The 22819-nt window shown below is 51.0% G+C and carries 12 protein-coding genes; 1 reads left to right on the top strand and 11 read right to left on the bottom strand.

All coding sequences use genetic code 11. The features are described 5' to 3' along the window. Positions 1-5: 5 nt before the first annotated feature. From FHS16_RS12895 to FHS16_RS12880, 4 genes are all read right to left on the bottom strand, one after another. Complete coding sequence (locus tag FHS16_RS12895; protein WP_183562629.1) at positions 6-1142, bottom strand: response regulator; 1137 nt, start codon at positions 1140-1142, stop codon at positions 6-8. A 57-nt stretch (positions 1143-1199) separates the two neighbouring features. After that, positions 1200-9755, bottom strand: coding sequence for a cadherin-like beta sandwich domain-containing protein (locus FHS16_RS12890; RefSeq protein WP_183562626.1), 8556 nt, complete (start codon positions 9753-9755; stop codon positions 1200-1202). Between the two features lie 268 nt (positions 9756-10023). Further along, positions 10024-10842, bottom strand: a complete 819-nt coding sequence (locus FHS16_RS12885; protein WP_183562733.1) for a PPK2 family polyphosphate kinase — start codon at positions 10840-10842, stop codon at positions 10024-10026. Positions 10843-10866: 24 nt separating this feature from the next. Beyond that, the gene (locus FHS16_RS12880; RefSeq protein ID WP_183562624.1) at positions 10867-11553 is read right to left on the bottom strand and encodes a M50 family metallopeptidase; all 687 of its coding nucleotides are present in this window, start codon (positions 11551-11553) and stop codon (positions 10867-10869) included. A 120-nt stretch (positions 11554-11673) separates the two neighbouring features. On the opposite strand from FHS16_RS12880, the gene FHS16_RS12875 reads away from it, so the two are divergent. Beyond that, on the top strand, positions 11674-12489 hold the full coding sequence (locus FHS16_RS12875; RefSeq protein ID WP_183562622.1) for an alpha/beta fold hydrolase: 816 nt from the start codon (positions 11674-11676) through the stop codon (positions 12487-12489). A gap of 55 nt (positions 12490-12544) precedes the next feature. Here the strand turns inward: FHS16_RS12875 and FHS16_RS12870 are convergent, their stop codons facing one another. The 7 genes from FHS16_RS12870 to FHS16_RS12840 form a co-directional block, all read right to left on the bottom strand. Beyond that, positions 12545-13165 (bottom strand): hypothetical protein, encoded by a 621-nt coding sequence (locus FHS16_RS12870; RefSeq protein ID WP_183562620.1) that lies wholly within the window; start codon positions 13163-13165, stop codon positions 12545-12547. A gap of 231 nt (positions 13166-13396) precedes the next feature. Beyond that, positions 13397-13927 (bottom strand): type 1 glutamine amidotransferase domain-containing protein, encoded by a 531-nt coding sequence (locus FHS16_RS12865; RefSeq protein WP_183562618.1) that lies wholly within the window; start codon positions 13925-13927, stop codon positions 13397-13399. 72 nt (positions 13928-13999) lie between these two features. Then, positions 14000-18952: a DUF4132 domain-containing protein gene (locus FHS16_RS12860; protein WP_183562616.1), complete on the bottom strand. Its 4953-nt coding sequence runs from the start codon at positions 18950-18952 to the stop codon at positions 14000-14002. A gap of 24 nt (positions 18953-18976) precedes the next feature. Further along, positions 18977-19399, bottom strand: a complete 423-nt coding sequence (locus FHS16_RS12855; RefSeq protein ID WP_183562614.1) for a ubiquitin family protein — start codon at positions 19397-19399, stop codon at positions 18977-18979. Between the two features lie 400 nt (positions 19400-19799). Next, positions 19800-20663 (bottom strand): STM4011 family radical SAM protein, encoded by an 864-nt coding sequence (locus tag FHS16_RS12850; protein ID WP_183562612.1) that lies wholly within the window; start codon positions 20661-20663, stop codon positions 19800-19802. Further along, positions 20660-22018, bottom strand: a complete 1359-nt coding sequence (locus tag FHS16_RS12845) for an STM4012 family radical SAM protein (RefSeq protein ID WP_183562610.1) — start codon at positions 22016-22018, stop codon at positions 20660-20662. Before FHS16_RS12845 ends, FHS16_RS12850 begins: the two co-directional genes overlap by 4 nt. A 12-nt stretch (positions 22019-22030) precedes the next feature. After that, positions 22031-22816, bottom strand: a complete 786-nt coding sequence (locus FHS16_RS12840) for an STM4013/SEN3800 family hydrolase (RefSeq protein WP_183562608.1) — start codon at positions 22814-22816, stop codon at positions 22031-22033. Positions 22817-22819: the final 3 nt, after the last annotated feature.

Genomic DNA, 22819 nt, shown 5'->3' with positions numbered 1-22819 from the left:
GCCATTTATAATAGCTGCTTATAAAGATCGGTTGTTTGTCTTTCTGGAATAACACCAAGCTCATTAAATAGAACCAGCTCGAAAGCTGTGTAGCATTCCTTCAACGCTATTCGATCCTCGAGCTTGGCATACCCCGTCATTAATAACCTGCACAGCTCGTCCGAGTACGGAAAGCTTGCTTGTGCGATCAACAGCCGCTGGATGGCAGAGCGTTCGAGCATTTCCTGCATTTCATAGCGCGCCATGCTGCAAATGAGTTGAAAGTTGCGCATCTGTAGATTAATGCGCTTTGTCTCTGCCCAGTCGTAATTGTGGTCCTCAAGATAATCACCCCGATATAGGGAAGCCGCATGTTCATAATGGCTCCAATTATCTCGGGAGATATAAGGCAGTTTGGATAAAGCCTGCTCAAATTCGTCAACATCCGTACGAACACCAGATGTGGCAAGGCGATAGCTGTCATCCTCGTACTGAACCGTAAACGATACCCCCCATTCCCTAAGCAGCCATCTAATCCGCGAAACGGAATGATGCAAGTAGGTAATCGCTTTTTCTTGGTCCTGCTCTCGCCACAGCGTTTCGATGAGCCGATCCTTCGCAACCCAAGTCCCGTTTAGATGAAGCAAATAAGCAAACAGTTCCTGCGCTTTTTTCGTACGCCATTTCACTTTTCCGTTTAATACGGCACCGCCGCTAAGCTCAAGCCGTTTAAATAAACGCACCGAAAGCTCATTAGTTTCCGCCTCGCTATCAACCGGTTGCGGCTGCTTGCTCATCAGCATCGCATACTCCTCGATCCGGTTGATCGTTTTCCCGATTCTTGCTGCATCTACAGGCTTCAATAAGTAATCCAGTGCATACAGCTCAAAGGCTTCTACGGCATAAGCGGAGTAAGCTGTTACATAAACGATACGTATATGCGGGTAAAGCGTTTGAATACGTTCAGCTGCCTGCAATCCGTTCATCTCAGGCATGCCGATATCCAAAAAAGCAACATCGGCATCGTGACGGGCAAGATACTCAAGCCCTTCCTGAGCGGAAGTATACTTGCCGGCAATTTGTACACGACCATCTGCTTTAAGCAAACGCTCCAAATGTACGAGTGCCGGCTCCTCATCATCTACTAATATAGCTTTTAGCATGAAGCCAGCAATCCCCTCTCCGCCATTTCTTTATCAGAGAGCCTCTTGCTCTTGATGTTAGTTTAGTTGCAATAGACGGACTTGTCCGTCCGGCAAAACCTGTACATAGCTGGAAGCTATAGCGATGTCTTTGGATGCCCAGAAGGCAGCTGGGACATCCGGCCATCTGGACGCAGCTTGTTCTTGCGGAATAGGACGTTCAAAGACGGTATTCAGCACACGAACAGCCTCCCCGCGAAGCAGCAGCTTATTCGGACGGAAAGTCGCGTCCGGATAACCTTGCATCATGCCTGCTTTTTGAACCGAAGCAACCTCATCAGAAGCCCAGTGACCAGCAAGATCGCTAAAGCTCGGTTTGCCATCAGAGGATGCCAGCTTATTCCAGCGATCCGCGATAACCGCAATCTCGGCACGCGTTACACCGTCACCAGGTCTGAAGTTGCCTTGCTTGTCTCCATTCATCATACCATGATATCTAAGCAGTGTAATAGCTTCCTCTGCCCAGTGTCCGGCTTTGACATCCTGATAGGATTGCTTCACTGCACCTTGTCCAGCTTGAGTTGTCTCTGCGAACAGCTCCTCATTCAGCATCAGCTCCTTGGCCAAAACCGAGGCAAGTTCTGCTCGCGTAATGGTTTGGCTAGGACGGAAGGTGCCATCCGGATAACCGGAAATATAAGGCTCGTACCGTTTATCCTTAGTCAAGCGCACAAGCGTAAATAGACTAAATTTCGTCACTTCGAATTCATACCCGGATACAACGCCTTTGCCATCATATAGCAAGGTTCCCTGCTTGAGCACTTTGTCGCCATCACTGTGTTCAATATACACGGCTAGTTGTGCTGCCAGTTCTTTGGCCGCTTCGCTATTGCGGGTAACGGTCAGCCCTGCTAGCGGAAGAACGATACGAGTAAGACTGTCTTTATAGTTCGTTTCTATTGTAGTCGGTATGCCTAGAACGGCCGTCTCTCTGCCTCCAAGCATTTTCTTCAAGGAGGACTCGTTCAGGAGCCTGTCTTGCACTTTCTGCTGTGAAGCTTGCGTACGAATCGGCACAATCCGGAAGTACAGCTCAATCCCCGCCTCCTTGATGTGGCGTATCGTCTCAGCCGATAGCGTCAGCCCAGCATTTGGCGTAGTAACGATGAGACTGATTCCACTTTCCGACAATGCTGCAATGGCTTTGGATGGAATGTTCAGCTTAAGCTCATCAGCACGGTCAGATGCAAGATCCGTAATAATGATTCGTGCTGTTTTTTGCTGTTTTTCCGTTACCTGTTTAATAATTTCATTCGCTTTTTCAAGCGGGATATTGACGGTGTCTACTTTGACCCCATTTATGGTCACGCTTCTCGTTATCGTAACCTTGGCTACAGCAGAGCTCGAATCTCCTGCAGCTACCTCAGCATCGCGATCTGGTACCGCGGATGATGCCTTCTTCACGACCTCGATTGAATATTGTCTCGAGCTGCTTCTGTCGGCGGACTCAACTCCGATTACGATTAAGTTGCTGCCTACGGCTAAGCCTTCTATTCGGTTTTCGCCTTTTTGAATCGGCTTTCCATTTAGCGTCAGTTTTACGCCTGTCGTTGCCGTGTTGGCCACGATGTTTACATACGAATTTTCAATTTCCTTCTCCAGCGAATAGCTTAGCTTGCTTGAAGTGAACGCCGGGAGCATGTTCAAGCCATCGACCTTCAGCTCGCTAAGAAACGGAGCTTCCGCTGCTGGAGCGGATTGTTTGAGTACTGCAAGCTTATAGCTTGCAATCGTGCCATCCTCAGCCGTCACATCGAGTTGCACATGTTGTGCGCCGTCTTTTAGCGCTATAGGATGGGATGTCCCATTGGCAATGACAGCTCCATTGTCCGCCAAACGAATGACAGCAGTCTGGCTTGCTGATTCAGGTGTAATCTCAAAAACAGACGTTCCTTCCGGTACGATAACCTGATACTCGGTTTCATTGCCCGCAAATGCTTTCGTAAACTTGCCGCCTTTCAGCGTCAATTGCGAAAGCTGAGCATTGCTATCCTGCGCCCTTGTGACAATGACCGAATACTCTTTCGTATCCTTTCCGTTCGGGGCGGTTACTTTTACTCTAATCGTCGTTTCCCCTACGCGAACAGGAATGGATTGTTGGTTTTGTTCCATTAGGTTTGGACCGTCCCCAGCATAAACGTTAATCGTTGATCCTTGCTTGTACGCTTCACCCGTTACTTGAATCGTGGATACGTCATTCTCTACGTAGACCTTGTACTCGTCATGAGCGCCATTGAAGGCCGGCTCCGTTAACAGCTCTTCCGTTCCTGCAAGCAAGGAAAGCTTTTTGAGAACAGCCACATCAGACGGCTTGCCGTGAACCTCGACTACATAGGTTTTGGTGCTGGAATCAGCTCCGGTTACCTTGACTTGGACCGAATACACGCTATTGCCAACAGGTGCGTCAAGCTCCGTATAGCCTGCTGCATCAAGCGGTTGATTGTTCACCGTAATGAGTGAATCGCCGGCTGCTGCTACTGCATACAAACGAACTTTTCCTTCCTCAATTACGGTTTCATAGACACCGGTGTGATCGGGATGGAATGGCTGCGACAACACGCCTTGATCAAGCTCCAGCGTTGCCAAATCAGTCGGTTTCACTTTCGACTGCTCAGCCGTTTCGGTGCCCTTCACGACATCGAAGTAATATTCCGACGTGTTGCCTACCTCATCTTCCGCGATAACGATAACGGTATGAACGCCACTCGCGTCCCAAGCGATCGGAGCGAAATAATTGAATTTGCCCTCCGCATTGACCGGAACAGAACGGCCGTCCACCGTCAACGAAGCGCCAATCTCCGTTTGTCCTATCATCGGCAAACGACTGCCGTATACAACTTGGCCGTTTAACGGCATCCGATCTTTGCCATTCTCCTCTAACTGACCAGCTGCATATAGGTAAGGTTCCGTGCGGTCGATATACAATTTCCGGTAATCGGAGCTGTAATCGCCGCGCTCATTGACTGCTTCGATTTCAATCGTATAATCACGCTGATCAAGCGGTGATGCTTGATTAATGGCACCGTTAACCAACTCATTCAAGTTGAAACCAACGATATTATCCGACTGAGCTGCTTTCGTTGCCATCAGCTCTCCATTTACATAAAGACTGATTTCTGCGGCTTGATCGCTCTTCGCGTTCACAATCACTTGCTCTGCAGCCGTATTCACCATGAGCTCTTCTTGCTCATCATAGCTCTTATATTTGCTAGTTTTCTGCTTTGCGCCAGCTGTGTTAAATGAAAGCTCGAGCTTCGCCCTGTTTGGAGCTGGCAGGAAGGTCTCAATGGAATCAGAGACGGGACTCACGATTACCTTGCCGTCGAGTTCTCCCACTGCCATCACATGAAGGGAATAGCTTTGCTCGGACTCATATCCGGAAATAATAATATCTTGAAATTTTCCGTCCATCGGATCAACGCCAAACGTCTCCGAAATTGGATTGCCGGTTTTATCCTTTGTGCTTACGGTCAACTGATAATACTCCAGTCCGTCTGCAGCAATGGATGGGAAGCGGAGTGTAATTTCACCATTTCCGGTAGAAGCAATCGCCAGCTGCCTCGGTTGCGGCAGCATAACGGATGCTTTCAGTTCAACCTTGTCTTTCGTAACGGCGAATAATGGAGCGCTATCCTCGCCTTCAGCGACCATCGACAGCCAATATTGCCCAGGCATGAACTGTTCAGGGATATCAATCGTTTGTACGCCAGACGAAGGAAGTTCCTTCAGAATAACGGGACCGATCGCTTTCTCGGACAAGTCCGTAACCATTAGGCTCACTTTTGTCCCCTGCTTTGCGTTCTTTACATTCCATCTTACTTTAAAGCTGTTTGTACCAGCGTCTACGGCTTCAGCTGTAAATTCACTGATTTCCGCGACCGGATCAAGCTCATACATATTTACTTCTACAGGCTGAGAAGAACGAATCGTCCATTTCCCCGTTTGCTCTACATCAGCGCCCACGGAGAGCAAGTCCTGGTCCTTCACCATCGGCATATTCGAAGTAAATGTCATATCGCCATACAATTCCTCGTTGGCTGCTTCATCCTCGAATACCGCTTCTTGCAAGACAGCATTGTAATTCTTGTCATCCTCATCAGAGAATACAAGCGGATACGCAATGCCGTTCGGAGCGATGAGCTGCGTATCCCGAGCGCCACCCGTCACCATAAACATATAACGGCCGGCTTCATCGATTGCAACGCTTGTGGAGTAGTCAGCGCTGCCTTCTGAGAAGAACGGTATTAAGCTATCGTACTTCTCCGTACTCGTGAACACGCGCACCGTCACAAATCCGCTATCACGAACGGTCCATAAACCAGATTCCTCGTATGTGGCATCAATCAAAATCGTCCATTTCTTTTTGTCTGCTTCATATTGAGCATTCCAATTGGATTCCTCACGGTCTGCCTGCAGCGGATAAATCGTACCGTCAGGGCGATACAAAACGGCCGTTTCCTCGGCTTCCTCTAATTCTACCAAGGCTTGACCTTCCCCCAGCTTCAGTTCCGTTTGCACTTGGCCGTTAGCCTTCCAAGCTTTGAGCTCTTCAAGCGTTGTCTTTTCTCCCAACGTATAAATCTTGGCTTCTATACTCTCGCCAGCATCAAGAAGCCACTCTCCCGTCTGAGCAACGTCAATCAGTATGTTCAGCTTGCTGCTTATCGGGTCTACGAAGCTGTTCCAGCTTGATTTCGAAGAGTCACTGACCAGCTCATACTCGCGACCGTCTGGTTTATATATCTTCAGATCGCCTTTCGGCTGCTCCAGCTCGATTAGCGTCAAGCCTCGCTTCATGATATCAACTGCATTCAGTTTCAGTTCGGAGGCTGCTGCCCATCTTTCTGCCAACTCATTCAACGTCAATGATTGGTTCTCGAATGTTAGCTCATAAAGCTCGATCTGCTGTGACTCTGAAGCGATCAGTTTCCAAGATTCGTTCGCATTCAGCTTAAGCTTGATATACGTCTTTCCTTCTTCTTCATGATATACCGCGTCGATAAGCCCATTAGAGGTGCTCGGCTTATCTGTATAATTTAATGAAGCAGACGTTCCTAGCGGACGAATAAGCTTGATGTCCTCTTGTTTGCCATCCAGCATGAGCAACGCTTCATAATGATGATCAGCTTTCCATGCATATTGAATCTGATCCCCCACCGTAAAGCTCGCTTCAGGCGTATTCTCGCGTAGCACTCCCGTAAACTGGCCTAGCGCGATACGGCCAACAGCTGACGTATCCACGCCAGTCTCACCCTGCTGAAGCACATCGCTTGCCAGCCTCAAAAAGTAGCCGTTATCGCCGGTGAGCAGCGGATTCGTAAGCGGCGTAAACGACGTATTCGCAAAAGCATTGGAGAACAGCATCACGCCTCCACCGATTTTGGCCATCGAACGGCCAGCCGGCTTCACCATGTTCCGTTTCATCCGTTCAATTTCTCTTTTCATGTCACTGCTTGCACCTAGACTGAAATCGAAGCTATTCGGCGTAAACATGTATTTCGCCGATCCGCCGAACCAGCCTGAGCCGACCGAGCCGAATATCTCCTTGTTATTCACGCCAACGTCGATCCCGCCAAAAGATTTCCCGCCTATAACGGATACCCATCTTGGGATTTGTACGCGTGCACTAACGAAGCCTGCATAACCGCTTTTGGCAAAATATTGCGCGAACACTTGTCCGACAACGACGTCAACCAAGTTCAGATTCGCATCGAAACGGAAGCCCGCGCTGCTGTATTCCTTAAAGCCTGACGCGTCCCAGACCGTCAAGAAATCCAGATTGGCGACAGGAACCCAATATACCGCAAGCTCGCCCGATGCCTCAAAGTGATAACGGGAAAGTCCTACGCTCAAATTGTTTCCGTTCACCATGTTGTAGCCTTTGATTTCCGGCATGATTGCATCGGAAACGCCGCCGAACGCTTTTAGCGTAAACGGCACCTCGTTCTGGCTCGCTAGACCGGAGAAGCCTCCGCCAAGCCTCGTAATTTGAGCACCTGTAGAGCCCAGCTTAATTTTGCGGCGAACGCCAAAGCTCAATGAATCAAGCTTGCCGCGCTTGAACAAAATATCAGCCTCGAAGCCGACCTTCTGTTTACGCAGGTCAAACGAGCCTCCCGCTCCATAAAGCGGAACGCGCGTGTCTAGTCGAAAGCGCAACTCAGCGCCTTCCAGAGGGCCTGTCTCGAACTGTCCTTCTACGCTGAACTGTCCCGCAAAATCAAAGCGGTCCCGCTTGAACTCAAGCGCTTCTATTTCCGAATTGCCTTTAATTTTGGTTGTGCCTGCGGTGAAATCAACTTTAATATCGCCGCCCAGCCTTACGCCGCCATTAACGAAAGTGATCATTTTCAGGTTAACTGGCAGATTCAAGCTCAAATAATCGTACCCGCTCATGTCCCCTGCGATCTCAATCGCGAACTCATCGGAATTAAATTCAAATTCGCCGAGGAACAACGTATACATAATGCCTGCTTTTTCAACGTACAGGCGTCCGAAGCCCTCTACGTAAGTTACTTCACCAGTTTTATCAATCGTAAGGCTCGTGCCTTTGAATTTGATATATTCATTCAGCATAATGACCTGATCGGGCTTGTTCAGCTCGAAAACGCCAAGCTTGTCAGGTTTTTCTGTGAATGGACCTCTAATAATCATCTGCTGGATGTCTTCGTTATCCGCATCTGTGCTCGGGATTGCAATTTCATTGTAATCGCGCGGCTCATAAACACCAGTTGACGTTATAAGCAATGAATCTGGAATAATAAAATCATTGTAGAAATCATGATTGAGCTCCAGATCGTACTTGCCGTCTGGCAAGTCTTCTGTCCAGTTCAGCTCCAGCTCCACGTTGTTGCGCACATTGGCCGTGAGCGGATACAAGGTGCCGTTTTTGCTTTTCAGCGCATAATGAATTTGGTCAGCCGGCTTGCGCCACAGGTTCGTAATGCCATCGCCAACGACGACGATCCGCTTCTTGTCCTTCGAGTGCAGCACCGATGGCGATGAGCGGTCATACCTCAGATCCGGCACAACCATCGCTGGATCCTCATAGAACTTGAATGTGGAAATCGAACTGTAAGCCGTGCCTACCGAGTTCGTGGCATAGATGCGCGCTTCATAGTCAACCTGCCATTTCAAGCCGTTGATCTCAAATGGGATCGCGCCAGCTTGCGTATCGTTATGAAGCTTTTTCTCCCAGGCAGCCGCGCCTGCCTCACGGTATTCAATCCCGATTTCGGTCATGGCCTTGCCTTTTATTTCAGAGGTGAATTTGACCATGTCCTTCGTTTTGTCTACCTTATCCATCAGGATGACTGGAGAGCCGGTAATGCTCGCAGTCGGCAGCACAGGAAGCGGGTTTCCGAAGGTAAAGGTCTCATTCGTTAAGCCGCCCCATTCATGAAAGCCGCCAAATAGAACAAATTGGCTGCCGTCAAAGGCCATGCTCATATAGGTGCCTGAGCCAGGGCCGTCTACAATGCCGCCTCCAGGACCCTTTGATTTACCCGACCATCTGGTCCAAGAAGATCCATCCCAACCAAAAGCAGCGTCACTTCCTTGACTATCAGCAGATTGGGCTATAGGACGGGTTTTGCTTGGATTAACGGATTGGTCATACCCATTAATCCAGTCGAATTCGCCGCCGTAGAACACGACACGGCGTCCGTCATAAGCCATGGCTTGACCCCAGCGTCCCCAATCGAGTGCTTCAACTGTCGGAGCGCTGTCGTTCCACGCTGTTCCATCCCAAATCCAAAGCTTATTGGAATTGATTTGGTAGCTTGTACCGCGCACTTCTTCACCTATATTACCGCCGTACAGCACAGCATGCTTGCCATCGTACGCCATCGTTGCCGAGTGCGTGGCAGGCGGGCTTTGGTCCGGTGTCTTCTCTTCCCACGCCGTACCGTCAAATACCCATGTATCCGCAAGGCGAGTTTTCGTTGATCCGCTCAGCTGATAGCCGCCAAATAGAACGAGGTTCTCACCGTCAAAAGCGAATGCAGCGCCAGCGCGTGCTGGCGGCGTCGCTATAGCAAGCGGCTGCCATTGTAGGCTGTCGCCCTTCCACACCCACATATCGTTTAATACGCCGGAAGCACCTTCGCCTCCGAACATAACCACTTGCTCTAATCCAGGATCATAAGCAATTGCCGCTCCTTTACGCGCAGCAAGTCCCCCTGGAACGCTGGAGTCGGCAAGCTTCTGCCATTTCTTCTCCACGCCGTCCCACAGGAAGTTATCTTTCAGCAGTCCGGATACGCCTTGTCCCCCGAACATGACGACTTTGCCATTCTTCTCGTCAAACGCCATTGCCGCTCCCAATCGAGCGCTTGGCATAATGTTGCTGACCACTTTCTCCCAAGTGTATTCTTTGAACATGTCGATCGGCGCCGGCGGCGTCCCCGGCTCGTAAGTCGAGCCGGTCGGCGTCATGTCAGCCGGTGGCACCATGTCAGCCGGCTCAGCATATACTTGCTGCTCAGACCTGCTTGGATACGCAGGATAAACCTGAACGAACAATACTGCTGCAAGCAGCATGCTGATCATTCTGACAAATTTCTTGTAATTCATGATTATTACCCTCCCAATTGCTCTATCTTCGATGTTTTAACACTATTAACCAGTATAGTAGCTGGCTCTATACATGTTCTAAACATAAACGAAGGGCGAAATAGGCTGGCAGCATGCAGGTTAGGCGTTCATATTCCCAATTCTAAATGTTGCAGCAAAAAAAAACAGGCAGCCTTATTATCCCAAATTCGATAAGGCTGCCTGCTAGGCGCGGTATTCCATTCCATTAAGCTTTATTTTATTCAAACACTACGGCTATATCTTTCAACTAATCATTCTCGCGCTTAAGCTTCTCGAGCATGGGCCGGAGCTCAGGATTGGCGGGAGGGTCCTGTAGCTCAAGGCTTCGCAGCGCCTCAACCGCAATGCGAAGCACTGCATAATTGCGATACCAGCGATTATCCGAAGGAACGACATGCCAAGGCGCCGACTTGCTGCATTTCTCGAACAGCTCCTCGTAAAGCTCGCCGTACTGCTTCCAAGCCTTGCGTTCACTTATATCTGCAGGATCAAATTTCCAGTTTTTGCTTGGATCCTCGATTCTGCTAATCAGCTTCTCCAACTGAAACTGCTTGGAAATGTGCAAAAAGATTTTAACCACCTTCACGCCGCTGTCTGCCAGCAAAGTTTCGAAATGGTTGATATGCTTAAATCGTTTTTTCGCCTGCTCTTCGGAAACCTCGCCATGCACTCTCGTTATTAGCACATCCTCATAATAGGAGCGGTTAAACACCGCTATTTGCCCAAGCTCCGGAACCGCGCGATGCGCCCGCCACAAAAAATCATGCCGAGCCTCCACCTCCGTCGGCTTCTTAAAGCTGTAAGCGGATATGCCTTGCGGATGCAGTCCGGCGAATACCTTTTTGATTACGCCATCCTTCCCGCTGCAATCCATCCCTTGAAAGATGAACAGCACGGCGTGCTGTTTGCCGGCAATGAGCTTCTTCTGAAGCTCCTCGAGCTCCTGCTCAAGCTCCATCATTTCGGCCATAACCTCTTCTTTATGCTTAAACCGCCCTGTATCCGCTGGATCGATGCTCGATAAGTGAATCTTCTTCTTTTCGATCAGCTTGTAGCTCTTCGCCATTTTCTTCACTCACCCTCCTGTTCACTATCTACTTATTTGTATCCCAGCTGCGCTGCTCCTAAACAAACAACCGACAGCCGCTCTTGCGCACCATAACGAAAATCCGCAAAATAAGAAAGCCCATACGGATGCAGGCAGGTAAGCTGCTTGGCTCAAGCTCGCGGCATCGCCAGCCATGGCGGGGTCAGTAACGGCTAGGTAAAGAACAATAAACGGGCTAACAATCGATTCTACTAAGCATATGAAAGCGATAAGCAAATAATAGCCTTTGCGAAGCCAGTCCGGCGCAGCGAATAGGACAAAAGCCGTTAATGCAGCAAAACCACCGCTCCATGCCATCCCATATCCGTTGCGTATAAACAGAGCAAGCGCCGTTCCCGCAGCCAACGCGATACAGGCTAATCCGATACGATCATGCCCACGGGCATGCAAATAGAATAGCAGCAGCGTGAACAAAGAAGCGCCAATGTAGCCTGCTAGCGCAATCGGAATCGACATCCAATTGTCCGTGTAGGACGTATTGGTTACCCCGCTTTGGTCGGCGTACAAATGAATATGCATCACGCTGCCTTTAAGCAGCAAGGCTGCAATGGCGTGGGCCAGCTCGTGGACCAGCGTATTCACATTTCGAAAAAAATCGGAAAAAGGAATGAACCGCGTTAAAAAAGCAACAACGATACAAATGACCGCCATTCTTAGCCAAGAAAACATCTGAAGCCGACCTCCAATCCATTGCTTTTATTCTACCTGTTCATACGCATCAAAAAGATTTATTTTTCAAATGCTTCTTATTGGGGTAATAGAAAGGATAATCACGAGAGGAGAGATACTATGGGACATTATATTGAGGTTGAGAGGAAAGTGAAGCTATACGTCGAGGATATCGGCACCGGCACCCCCGTTATTTTCCTGCATGGTTGGCCGCTGAGCAGCCGCATGTTCGAAGCCCAGTTCACCCTGCTTTCGGAGCAGGGCTACCGCTGTATCGGCATTGACCAGCGCGGCTTCGGCAAATCCAGCGCACCTGCAGCCGGCTACGACTATGATAGGCTTGCCGATGACGTGAAGGCGGTCATCGAGTATTTGCGGCTGGAGCACGCTTTTCTGATTGGCTTCTCGGTAGGCGGAGCCATCGCAGTCCGTTATATGGCACGGCATGGAGGCTATGGCATCCAGAAGCTCGCACTGATTGGCGCCGCAGCTCCCTCCTTCTCGCAGCGGGAGGATTATCCGCATGGCATGAAGAGAGAAGAAGCCGATGCGCAGATCGCAGCCGCCAAAAAAGACCGTCCACAGATGCTTCGTGACTTCGGAGAGCTCTTTCTAGCTAATACCGCGTCCAATCCCATATCCGAACCATTCAAGGATTGGCTGCAGCTGCTGGGCCTGGAGGCCTCTGCTTGGGGAACGGTACGTACGTTCGAATCGCTGCGCGATGAGGACTTAAGATCAGATATAGTACAGATTAAAGCGGCTACGACAATCTTCCAAGGCGCACTGGACCAAATTTGCCCACCGGAATTCGCAAAGCAGCTGCTGAACGGAATCGACGGCTCTACGCTCGTCACCTTCGAACAAAGCGGCCATGGCATATTGTACGACGAACCAGCTAGGTTCAATCAAGAGCTGCTTGAGTTTTTGAAATAAATGCAGAAGAGGAGCCGGTCTTTCGGCTCCTCTTCCTTTGCTGTTCCGAGCAGAATCAGATCTCTGACAGATCACTGTAATATTTGTTCAACAAAAAGTGGAAACGCTGAAAGTCGCCGGACAGCACTTTGATTTTTCTTTTAATCCGCAATTTCAGCTTATGGTCTTTTTCCTCCAGCTGAAATTGATCAATATTTTTATCCAGCTTTTCCCGGAGCGTTAGGATGATGCCAATCGCGATATGCGACCGCGCCATATCTTGCAGGTCGGCAGCAAGCGCCTCGCCGAGATGGTCCATAGCCTGCTCCGGCCTTTGCAATGCTTTCTTGAGCGAAAGCTGTTCAGGCGTGAAGTCCTCCCGATAATCCTGACCGGGGACCTGCTCCCAGAATGCCTGCCACTGCTCCAGCTGTCCAACCTCATATAATAAATATTTATGAAAGCCGCATAGCCATGCCGTGCAGCTCGTATTCCGAAGCTGACAGCCTACCCCGTCCGAGAGATTCCGGCAATCCCTGCAGCATGAACCGCTGTTCGCGATGCAAACCTTGCAGATGTGGTCGGCACCCCAAGCTTGAAGCGTCAGCATCCCATTATCAATAATCGAAATCCGGCTCACGAGCTTGGACGGTCCTGCCGCTGGGCCTGTCTCCTTATCAATCACAGTGCCAGACATGCGAAGACCTCCTTGTCCGTTCAATTTGGTAAACCTCTTGTCCGTATTTGCCTGTTAGATGAAGTATACTCCAGCTTTGCGCAATAGACAATTAAGATATGCTGCAACCGGGCACAGTCAAAGCCATTGCGAAACCTAAAAAGCAAAAAGGCTGCTCTTCAATCATTTAAGATCCAAGAACAGCCTTTGCTTCGTGTCATGCTTGCTTTTGCCGCTTGCACGCGGCTTATGCTACCATGCGTTTACTCCCAGCTTGTCAATCGTCTCACGGATGAAAGCGGGCTCGTCTGCAGGTGTTCGCGAGGTAATGAGATTCCGGTCGACCACGACCTCTTTATCGACGAAATGTCCGCCCGCAGCTTCTATTTCCGCCGACAATTCGGGATAAGCGGTAAGGGTACGACCTTTAAGCAAGCCAGCTGCCTCCAAAATTTGCGGTCCATGGCAGATTGCCGATATCGTCGTTCCTGATTGGTCCGCCTTTTTAATGAACGCCTGCACGGCAGCGTTATCCTTCAAATGGGACGGAGACTTCCCGCCTGGAATAATAATCGCAGCGTAATCCTCCGCATTCGCTTCCTCGATACCTAGATGCGAGGTATACGTGATCGTTCCCTTCTTGCCTGTCAGCTCCTCGTTGCTGTTCAAGCTGATAATAACGGCCTCGTGGCCATTTTTCACCATTTCGTCATACGGATTTTGCATCTCGGAGTCTTCAAAATCATTAGCCAGCAAAAAAGCCACTTTCTTAGCCTGCGTCATCCTTGCACGCTCCCTTCCTTATTTCTACCATAATGTACTATACCCGAAATGGCAGCATTTGAAGCATGCAGGTCAGGCTTGCAGCTGCGCCAATATTTGCGGATCCTTCAGCTTCTCGTCCTGCGCCAGCAGAACGATTTTGGACAGGATCTCCGCCGTCTTCGGGTCCTCATCCATGAACGGAAGGAATACGCGGCCGCGATGCTGAGAATGAACGGGTATAATCGCAAGCGCTCCCTTGGCCAGCTTATGCACGATTCCGCTCCCCAGATGGACGCTGTATTCACCAAGCTTGCCGTCGATCAAAGCATGCTTGCCTTCAAAGCGGACATTGCCGATCATAAGCAAGCGCAGCGACTCTCTTACGATGGCAAGGCGCATATCAATCGTCGTTAGGCTGGCTTCCGGATCGACGCCCCCGACATGCGCCACGCTGACGACCAGATCAATATCACGCATGACCTCGGAAAACACAAGACTTGGGACCTCTGAGATATCCAATCCTTTCAACGTATGCCGATTAAAAAATTGGACGGTTTCAAGCGTGGGGCTCTCGATATCCGAAGGAGAAAACCAGTCAGCAAGCGCATAGATATTCGCAATGACATTCTCTTTGTAATAAACCTTCTGCAAGCCCTCTTCATAGCTGATCGTCCACTTTCGGCTTTTCAGCAGGCTTACCGTTTTGCGAGGCTGCACTTGATGGCCCGCATATCGGCGGGACAGCGAACCGCCTGCCAGCTCATCGGCATTCGGCAAATACAGCTCTCTGAATATTTGCTTAAACGGCTGCACCGCCTGTCGATCGAACACATCCTTCTGGAATATGCTCCACTCTCCGCTCGCATATAGATCTAGCGGATGCGCGATGATCAGCTGGTCCTTTTCTTCCAGCCTATGCTGCGCTCCCAGAGCATCAATGAGCTGCCCTTCGCTTTCGCTGTAGTAGCCTAGCTTTCCATTAGCCTTAAAAACCAGTTCGCGAACGAGCGGAGCTAGGACCGGATTACGGAACAGCTTGTCGAGCTCATGAAGCGAGAACCCGTTCCCGCTTACCATTGAGCGCTCCAGCTCCGTACGCGCGCGCCTATATTGGTCAGTCAGCTCGGTTTTCGTTTCCTTAAGTGCCGTGATATAGGCGTGCTTCTTGTAAACGGCAGGCACCGACTTCAACGTCTTGCCTTGCTTCGTTACTTGAATCTCTGTTTTACCAAGCTCATCGATCGTCAGCTGCGCGGAGATCCCAACATCCAGCTCATGCGGTTCGAAATAAGGAAGAAGCTCATCCAGCTTCCTGCCTTCCATATCCCAAGTCAAGCGTATGACATCGGCATAGCCTCCATTGCGCGCAAGATTGTCCAGCGCGATGCTCGATGCCTTCTCCTCGCTTGCCCTTCGCTGTGCTCCGAAAGCTTTGCTTTCCTTCAAAAAACGCTGAATAACTGAATATCGCTCCAGCAGTTGTCCAGCCTTGTCCTTCTCTGTGCTCCAAGGGAGCAGACTGTAGCTGAGCAGCAAATCCTTATTCCGCTTCTCTACGATCGATGCCTGAAGCTCGCTTGCGTTCAGCCTGCCGAGAACCGCGTCCGCAAACAGCTGAGAGCGACGATGGTTCGCTCCTGCGGATATATACTTCGCACACTGGTACAGCAGGCGGAAACGCTCTTCGCCAAGCTCGTCATAGGCTTGCCTGAACCACTCGATGTCAAAGGCTCCATCGTTGAAATCCTGCGGCGCGATCGGCGAGTAATGGGCAACGATCGTCTCCTTCTCCGCGGAGAAGGACTCATTGATATGCGCATGGAAATACCAAGCAGCGCTGCGCAGGCCGTCCCAGCCCAAATAATCGGAGATAAGGTCCACCCACTGCGGCGCATACATGGCGGCTTCGAGCAGCCTGATCTCCGAAATGCTCTTTTGGAGCAGCTGTTCCCGCAGCAGCGCAGCATCCTCGTTGGCTCCGGGAGAGCAAGCCTTGAGCAGGTGGCAAAAGGTTTCCTTGCGCGTAATGTCCTTGCCGTATCCGTAAATATAGCCGCGGACGAAGGACTCTTTGTCCAGCCCTTCAAGAATCGCAATGAAGGTACGAATGCCTTCGATATGCATAATGCCCATCGCTAAGTGAGTCACCTCGGTTGCCAATTCCCCGCGGCTTAGCTCCAGCTCCAGAATGCGCTGCACGACTGTATCTTTGATGACAGCGAGCTGCGGGTAGGTTTCGGTCAGCTTGCGCTTCGGGTTTGTCAGCTGCCTGATATGCGTGGCGCTGTGCGGCCTTGACAGCAGCTCCTTATAAAGCTCATTCTCATCGATCACGCCTAAGCTGAACGCGCGCGCGAAATCCTTCGTATCAAGCAGCTGCTGCTCGAATCCAAACCTCTCATACAAGGGATATATAGTTCGCATCCATTCGACGAACGATTCGTCATCGCGGCTATTGGAACGAAGCATCTGATTCCAGAAGCCCGTGAACAAATCCAGCAGCCGGCTCTCCTCTTTGGCACACTCAAACGGAAAACAGCTTATGATCAAGCCAAGGATATGCCTTGACATTTCGAACTGCTCACTCCCGCGGCTGTCTTCGACATAGGCGTTGATGATCCGATAAACCTGCGAGCTATAGGGCAGGCTCTCGCCTAGCAGATGCACCTCGCGCATGAGATCAAGCGGATAGAGCTGGTCCAGCAGTTCTTGTCGCCAACCCTCGGCAGGCTTATAATGCGCGGACTCCCAATGCTCCAGCTCACCGGCTGCATAGCTGTACAGCTTATATTCGCTGCGCAGGAATTGAAATTGAAGCAGCTCCTCGGGACCAAACCCGCTGCTATCCAAATAGTCCGACCACAAGCTTGCGAGCGGATAACGCTCCAGCTCCGGCGTAGGATCATCCGGCTCATATCTCCAATTCATCTTCGTCAGCTGCGCTCCTACCAGCAGCGTCTGCTTCGCGCCTGAATAATCAGTCGCTTCATATTCATGCTCCCGGTGCAGATGAACGAGATCCGCCAAACCTCTCACAAAGCTGCTGATCTGCTCGATGGTCAAAGTGAAATAACGTTTGCCTTCTCCCAGCGCGGTGAGCGGCAGCTGAGCTTTGCCCGCGAGCTCCTCCTGCACAAGCAACGGATCAAATAAGCCCAACCCGGCGCTGAGCGTATAGGCCGTCTGCTGCTTCAGCTTGGCGATGAGCAGCCGCTCCTTGTCAGTAGGCTCTTCCATTAAATCGACTTCTTCCTTCATCGCGCTTGAGAGCTCGGCCAAACTCGGCTCTTCCTTCATCTCGGTAAGCAGCTCAAGCGCTGCCAGGCGCTGCAGCTCATTCCGGCTTTGCAGCAGAAGCTCCAGCACGGCGGTCAGCTGATTCGGGGTTTGCTTCAGCAGCAAGCCGATTGCCGCCTGCCTGAGCGTTCCCGTTTTCAGCTTGAGCAGCGAGGCTACCGCTGCGAGCTCATCCTCGCTCAACGCGAGCTCCGAAGCTTTATGTATGGCGATTTCACGATTACTCATGCTTTTATCTGCAAGGGAAGCCAGCAGAAAGGCGCGCTGAGCCGCATCAGAGGGATCGGATATAAAAAACCGAAGCAGCTCGCCTCTCATATCAGAGCTCAGCCTATCCTTAATGGTGATTATATCGGCAATCCATTCCCTATCCATATCGTAGGCGGCCAAATACAGCAGCTTGCGGACAACCATATCGGCTGTGAACGAGTAGCTGACCCACGGAAACACCTTCGATCGCTCTTCGCTATCCGCCGCAGCCACGCTCGCAAGCATTGCCTTAAACTGCTCGTACTGTCGCTGCCTCACTGCTTTGTCTTCAAGCAGTACGGATCTTCTAAATACAAGGCGCTTATATGCTCCCCGCGAGTCGCTTTCCCACTCAAACGAATAGTCGAACGTGTAGTTCTGCAGCACCCAATACTGCACTTCCTTATGCGGCTCACCCAGCCAGTCCTGCGCGATTAGAAAACGGATATCTTCGTTCTGGGACTGTGCGAGCATATGCTGCGCCACAATTTGCCGAAAAGGCTCTTCGCTCGCCATTATCAGGCTGATCTGCTCGTACAGCTGCTTCTCTTCGCGCACGGCTGTCGCCCATAGACTCATGAACAGCTTATTCACGTCATGGCTCGCCAAGCCGTCCCGCAATACAGCGGGATCTGCCAGGCATTGCGCTGCATAATCTATATTTTGCCTAGCTACCCGTGCATTGGAGGCTTCGAGCGCTAGTCCCGTCCATACATCCAAAGCTCGAATAACGGAGCTAAAACGGATCAGATCATGCTCCGTTATAACCTTCATCATGTCGATCATCGCTTCGATCGTTCCCTCGTCCATCGCTTCTACAATGCTTTGCCGCAGGCCCTCCTGCAGCCTCGCTGCAACTAGAAGCTCGCCAATCATGCGATAAGCATCTCGGTTGTGGCTGAGGAAGATACCCGATATCATGGCTCGGGACAACAACGCGGTATTGTTATCGCCATATATGACATCCTTTAAAGCTTCCATGACCGCATCATCGCCAGCGTCAATGGCGTATGCAACCATATCTGCTATCGCCATTGCCGGGAATTGGTATTCATTCTCCGAGAGGTAACCGGAAATCGTCAAATAATCGTTAACCGAAAAATGCCTAGCCTGCAAATAAAACAAGGAAATAAGCTTGGTCAGCAGCCGATCCACATGAAGCCGCTGCTCCTTGGTTCGAAACGGCCTGCGCGCATAGCCGGTGCTGTACGGATATTCGATGGCGTGTTCCGCTATATAGCGAAATACACGGCCGTACGGAGCATCCAGCAGCTCCTCCATAATAACAGCAAGCGGCTCGAAGAGCGGCTGCTCTTCTCCTGAAGCTAGAATGAGCAGCTGCTCTTTAATCTCAGCGCTAATCTCATAATCGTTGTATCCCCGTTCGCCTAACCGGACAAGCAGCAGCGCGAGCCGCTGATGTGCATCCGAGAGCGGTATGACTGCCGCCTTATCGTTCATTTGTTGGAAATAGAGCTTCTGCTCTGCACGGTCCATCCTATCTGCCTCCTCGTTGTTTTTCTAACGCAATCCCCCAGAAAGCATCGTAAAACGAATGAATGCCAGCTCATCTCCATCGCAGATAGCAAGCGGCATATCCAGCTGCTCTGCTTCAATTCCATTAATAAACACACGATACAAACCGTCCTCGAAAGCGAGCAGCGCAGTAGAAACAGCCTCCTCCTCGCCGTTCCCTTGCTCGTTGTACAAGGTCCCGAAACCAACCTTTCCCCCGTTGCCTTGCCGCATGATATCAGTCTGGGTCAAGCAGGAAACGAGCGGCACCGCTGTCTCCCGTTTGTTAAACGATTGGACACCTAAGATCACGACGGCTTCAATTAATGCTCTCAAGGTTGGCGGTGATTCCGCAAGCGGCCACGCCAGACGATCGAGATGATTTTTTTTCTTTCCTAAGCTTTTAACCGTTATGAACACATTTAACACAGCTGCACCTCCAGCTAGTGAAATAATCGACTATGCTTATCGTACCATAATAAGGAATTTTGTTTCCAAGTATGGAGAATGACGGAGCCTCAACCGATAGCAAGCACTAAGAAAAAACGCCTGACGGCGTCCTTTCAATAGCCGCCATCGTTTCGGCGAAACGTATAGAGAAAGGAAGAGCAAACCCATATCCTTTCCTATACGTCAAGAAGAAACGGCATCGCCGTACTCTGCAAGAAGATGGTATCCGTTTCCCGTAGAAATAGAAGGATACTTTATCGCATGAAACATATAGAGTCTTATATATTAAAAAAGCTGCTGCGAGGCGCTTTTTCATCACCTTTCACAGCAGCCGTTTCATCATTGGGAAATATGGCCGATCGTATTTGATTATTCCTATTCAGCGGGCATATCCAGCCGGGATCCTTTCAAGCAAGCTTGATCCGTAAACATCGTTCATGGCCAGCCCAGGCATATGAATATAACCGATATAACATCCGCATTTCTTCATCCCGCAGGGACGTTCTGAAGAAAGACCCTCCAAACCGTCACGATAGAGATGTCCGATTACCTTCCGGTCGCTGTAGCAGCGCTTCACAATACCGGGACCTTGAACATAAAACACGTTTTCACCAGCGCCGCAATGCGCCCCTAGGCTGTCGTAATCGGGTACGTTTAGCTGGAAATAGGGATCAATGCTCGTTAAATAATCGATTTCGTCAAGCGTATAATACGCTTTTCGGTCTTTGAATGCATTCACCCAAAGGTATACATCTGGCGGCAGCTCGCCTCGCAGGCGCGAGATTGCGCCAAAAGCGCTGCGGATGCCGACCGAGCCCACGCTGAATGCAAGGCCATTCCGGTAAAGCTTCATGCACTGGCTCAGAAACTGGACTTCGCTTGTCTGTCCAGGATGATAGGTTACCCAGAAGGCGGCCTTGCTCCTCTCAAGCTGCTCCGTCCAATCCAGCTTCGCCGATAAATTCGTTTGTACGGCGACCTTCTCCACATGCTCCAAATGCGACAGCTCCATCATCGCTTCGCGGTACCAGCGATGAACGAGCGCCTCGCCGTAAGGATTGAAAAAAATCGACAGCCGATGTCCAGCTGCTCCCTGCACGCGAACCCAGTCCATAAAGGCGAGCAGCTGCTGCCTATCCTTCTCCAGCGTCTCCTTGCTGTCCTTCGTCTTGCTGAAGGGGCAGTAGGGACAATCATAGTTGCAGGATGAGAGCGCTCCACGGTAATACAGCACCGCCTTCATCGGACGATGTATCCGTTCATCAGCTCTCTTACATCGCCGGAGATGAGCTCATCTCCGATTGCATCCGAATACGCCATCCCTCTCGTCGTCAGCCGCAGGATGCCTTCATCCAGCTCAGCGAGTTCAAGCGAGAGCAGCTCCTGCAGATCGGAATGCTCATTCACCGCATCGCTTCCGAAGCGAGCTTCATAGGAATCGAGTGCCAAGCCTTCTCGGTGCAGCAAAGCTTTCAGAAGGAATCTCCGCTTCTGTTCAGCAACGCTCAGCCTAAATCCGTAATCGGCCGTATCATGACGCTCAGCGGCAACGTAATCCTCAATGATGCTTCTAGTTGCCGCTGCGCTCACGCCGTAACGCGAAGCATAATGCACGTCGCGCGTATACGAGCGCGCCCCGCAGCCGAGTCCGGCCATGCCTTCCTCCTGACAGCTGAAGGGCAGAATGCTTTTGTGGGTGAAATTCGTTTCCTTCGCGAAGCGCCGCATCGAATATTGTCTATAGCCGGCAGCTTCGAGCCTTTGCCTCGCAATATGGTACAGCTCCAAGCGAATATCCGTGCCAGCGCTGCGGATTTGATCCGGCTTCAGAATCGTATTTTCCCGCGTATACAGCGGATAGATGAATATTTCGCCAGGCCCGTAGCCGATTGCCTTCTCGAGCGAGTACAGCCAAGTATCTGGCGTCTGCCCGGGCAATCCGTATATCAAATCAATATTAATGAGCGGAAATTGGTAGCCTATCAGCTTCTCCAGCGCTTCCTCCGCAAGCTTCGGCTTCTGCGGACGGTAGATGGCAGCCGCTTCATCCTCGACGAAGCTTTGAATGCCCATGCTGATACGGTCAACGAGCCGATCCTTCAGCACACGCATGCGATCCTCGGTTACCGTTTCCGGCGACGTTTCGACCGATATGGAAGCTTGCCGCGGATCAAGGCCCATCGTGTGCTCAGCAATGTCAAACAGACGGTTCAACTGCGCAGCCTCGAGAAGCGTTGGCGTCCCCCCGCCGATGGCGAATCTGGAAAACGTCCGTCCGCGGAACCACGGCGCCCACTGCTCAGCCTGCCGGTGAAGCGCATCCACATACTGCTCATGCACGCTAGCCCTGCGGTCCGGCAGCGTGAATAAATTACAGAAGCCGCAGCGTGCCCCGCAAAAGGGAATGTGCATATACAAAAAGTAATAATCGGTTTGGTCCCGCTCCCACAGCTCCTTCAGCGGCTCTGCTGGCGATAAATCGCGATAAGCTGTCTTATGCGGATAAGAATACAGATAGGAGCGGTATGGAGCCGCCGTCCAGCGCTGCTCGAGCTCCCGCAGCTCGGGAGTAGCTGGTAGCGATGATGGTTGCAGCATGCTGTTCCCTCCTTAATTCAATATAAATTCGCGATACGGCACGTTCCACACGACTTCATGGGCGAGGCGATGACCCTCGTAGCCATCCTCGCCATATGCGGTTCCGTGATCGGAGAACGCCAAGACTAACGTTTTCCCCCTATTCCGCATCGCGTCAAACAATACGCCTAGCTGGCTATCCACATAGCGCAGCGCTGCCCGCTGGGTTTCGACCGAATCTTGTTTGGCCCCTGGGACAAAATAGTGGTTCGGTCCGTGCATGGCTGAAATATTCAGGAACAGAAACAGCCTTTGGGCGGGATCTGCCTTCTCCAGCAGCTTCAAAGCATGATTAACCTGATGCTCGGCCGAGCGCGGATTCGTCACGCCAAAGGTCATCCGCCAATAGCTTTCCTGAAAATAACCCGGCAGCACCTTAGCCAGCTTGTTCTTTTTCGTAAAAAAAATGACGCCTCCGATGCAGACCGTGCGGTAACCCGCCTCCTGCAAGCCGGATACAAGATCCGGGGCGTCAAACAACCATGTATGGGGATGCGTTCTCAGCCCCGTATTTTTCGTATGGAACAGCCTTACATGAGCGGTTTTATCGGTCGTCGCGGGGGTCGGCAGAAACCCTCCGAAAAAAGCATGATGCGCCGCATAGGTGAAGCTGCCCGGCGAATGCCGTTTCTCCCACCCGCCGCTGCCGCAAAGATTCGGGCAATTCGCCTCCTCCAGCTTAGCCGCGTCATACCGAAGCGTATCGAGCGTAATCATTACAATATCGTGGGTGCCCACAATATGGTTCATATTCAGCATAGA

Origin of the sequence: Paenibacillus endophyticus, assembly GCF_014192395.1 — a bacterium.
GTDB classification, from domain to species: Bacteria; Bacillota; Bacilli; order Paenibacillales; family Paenibacillaceae; genus Pristimantibacillus; species Pristimantibacillus endophyticus.
Note: the sequence above shows the minus strand (reverse complement) of the source record. Positions and strands in the feature narration are given on the sequence as shown.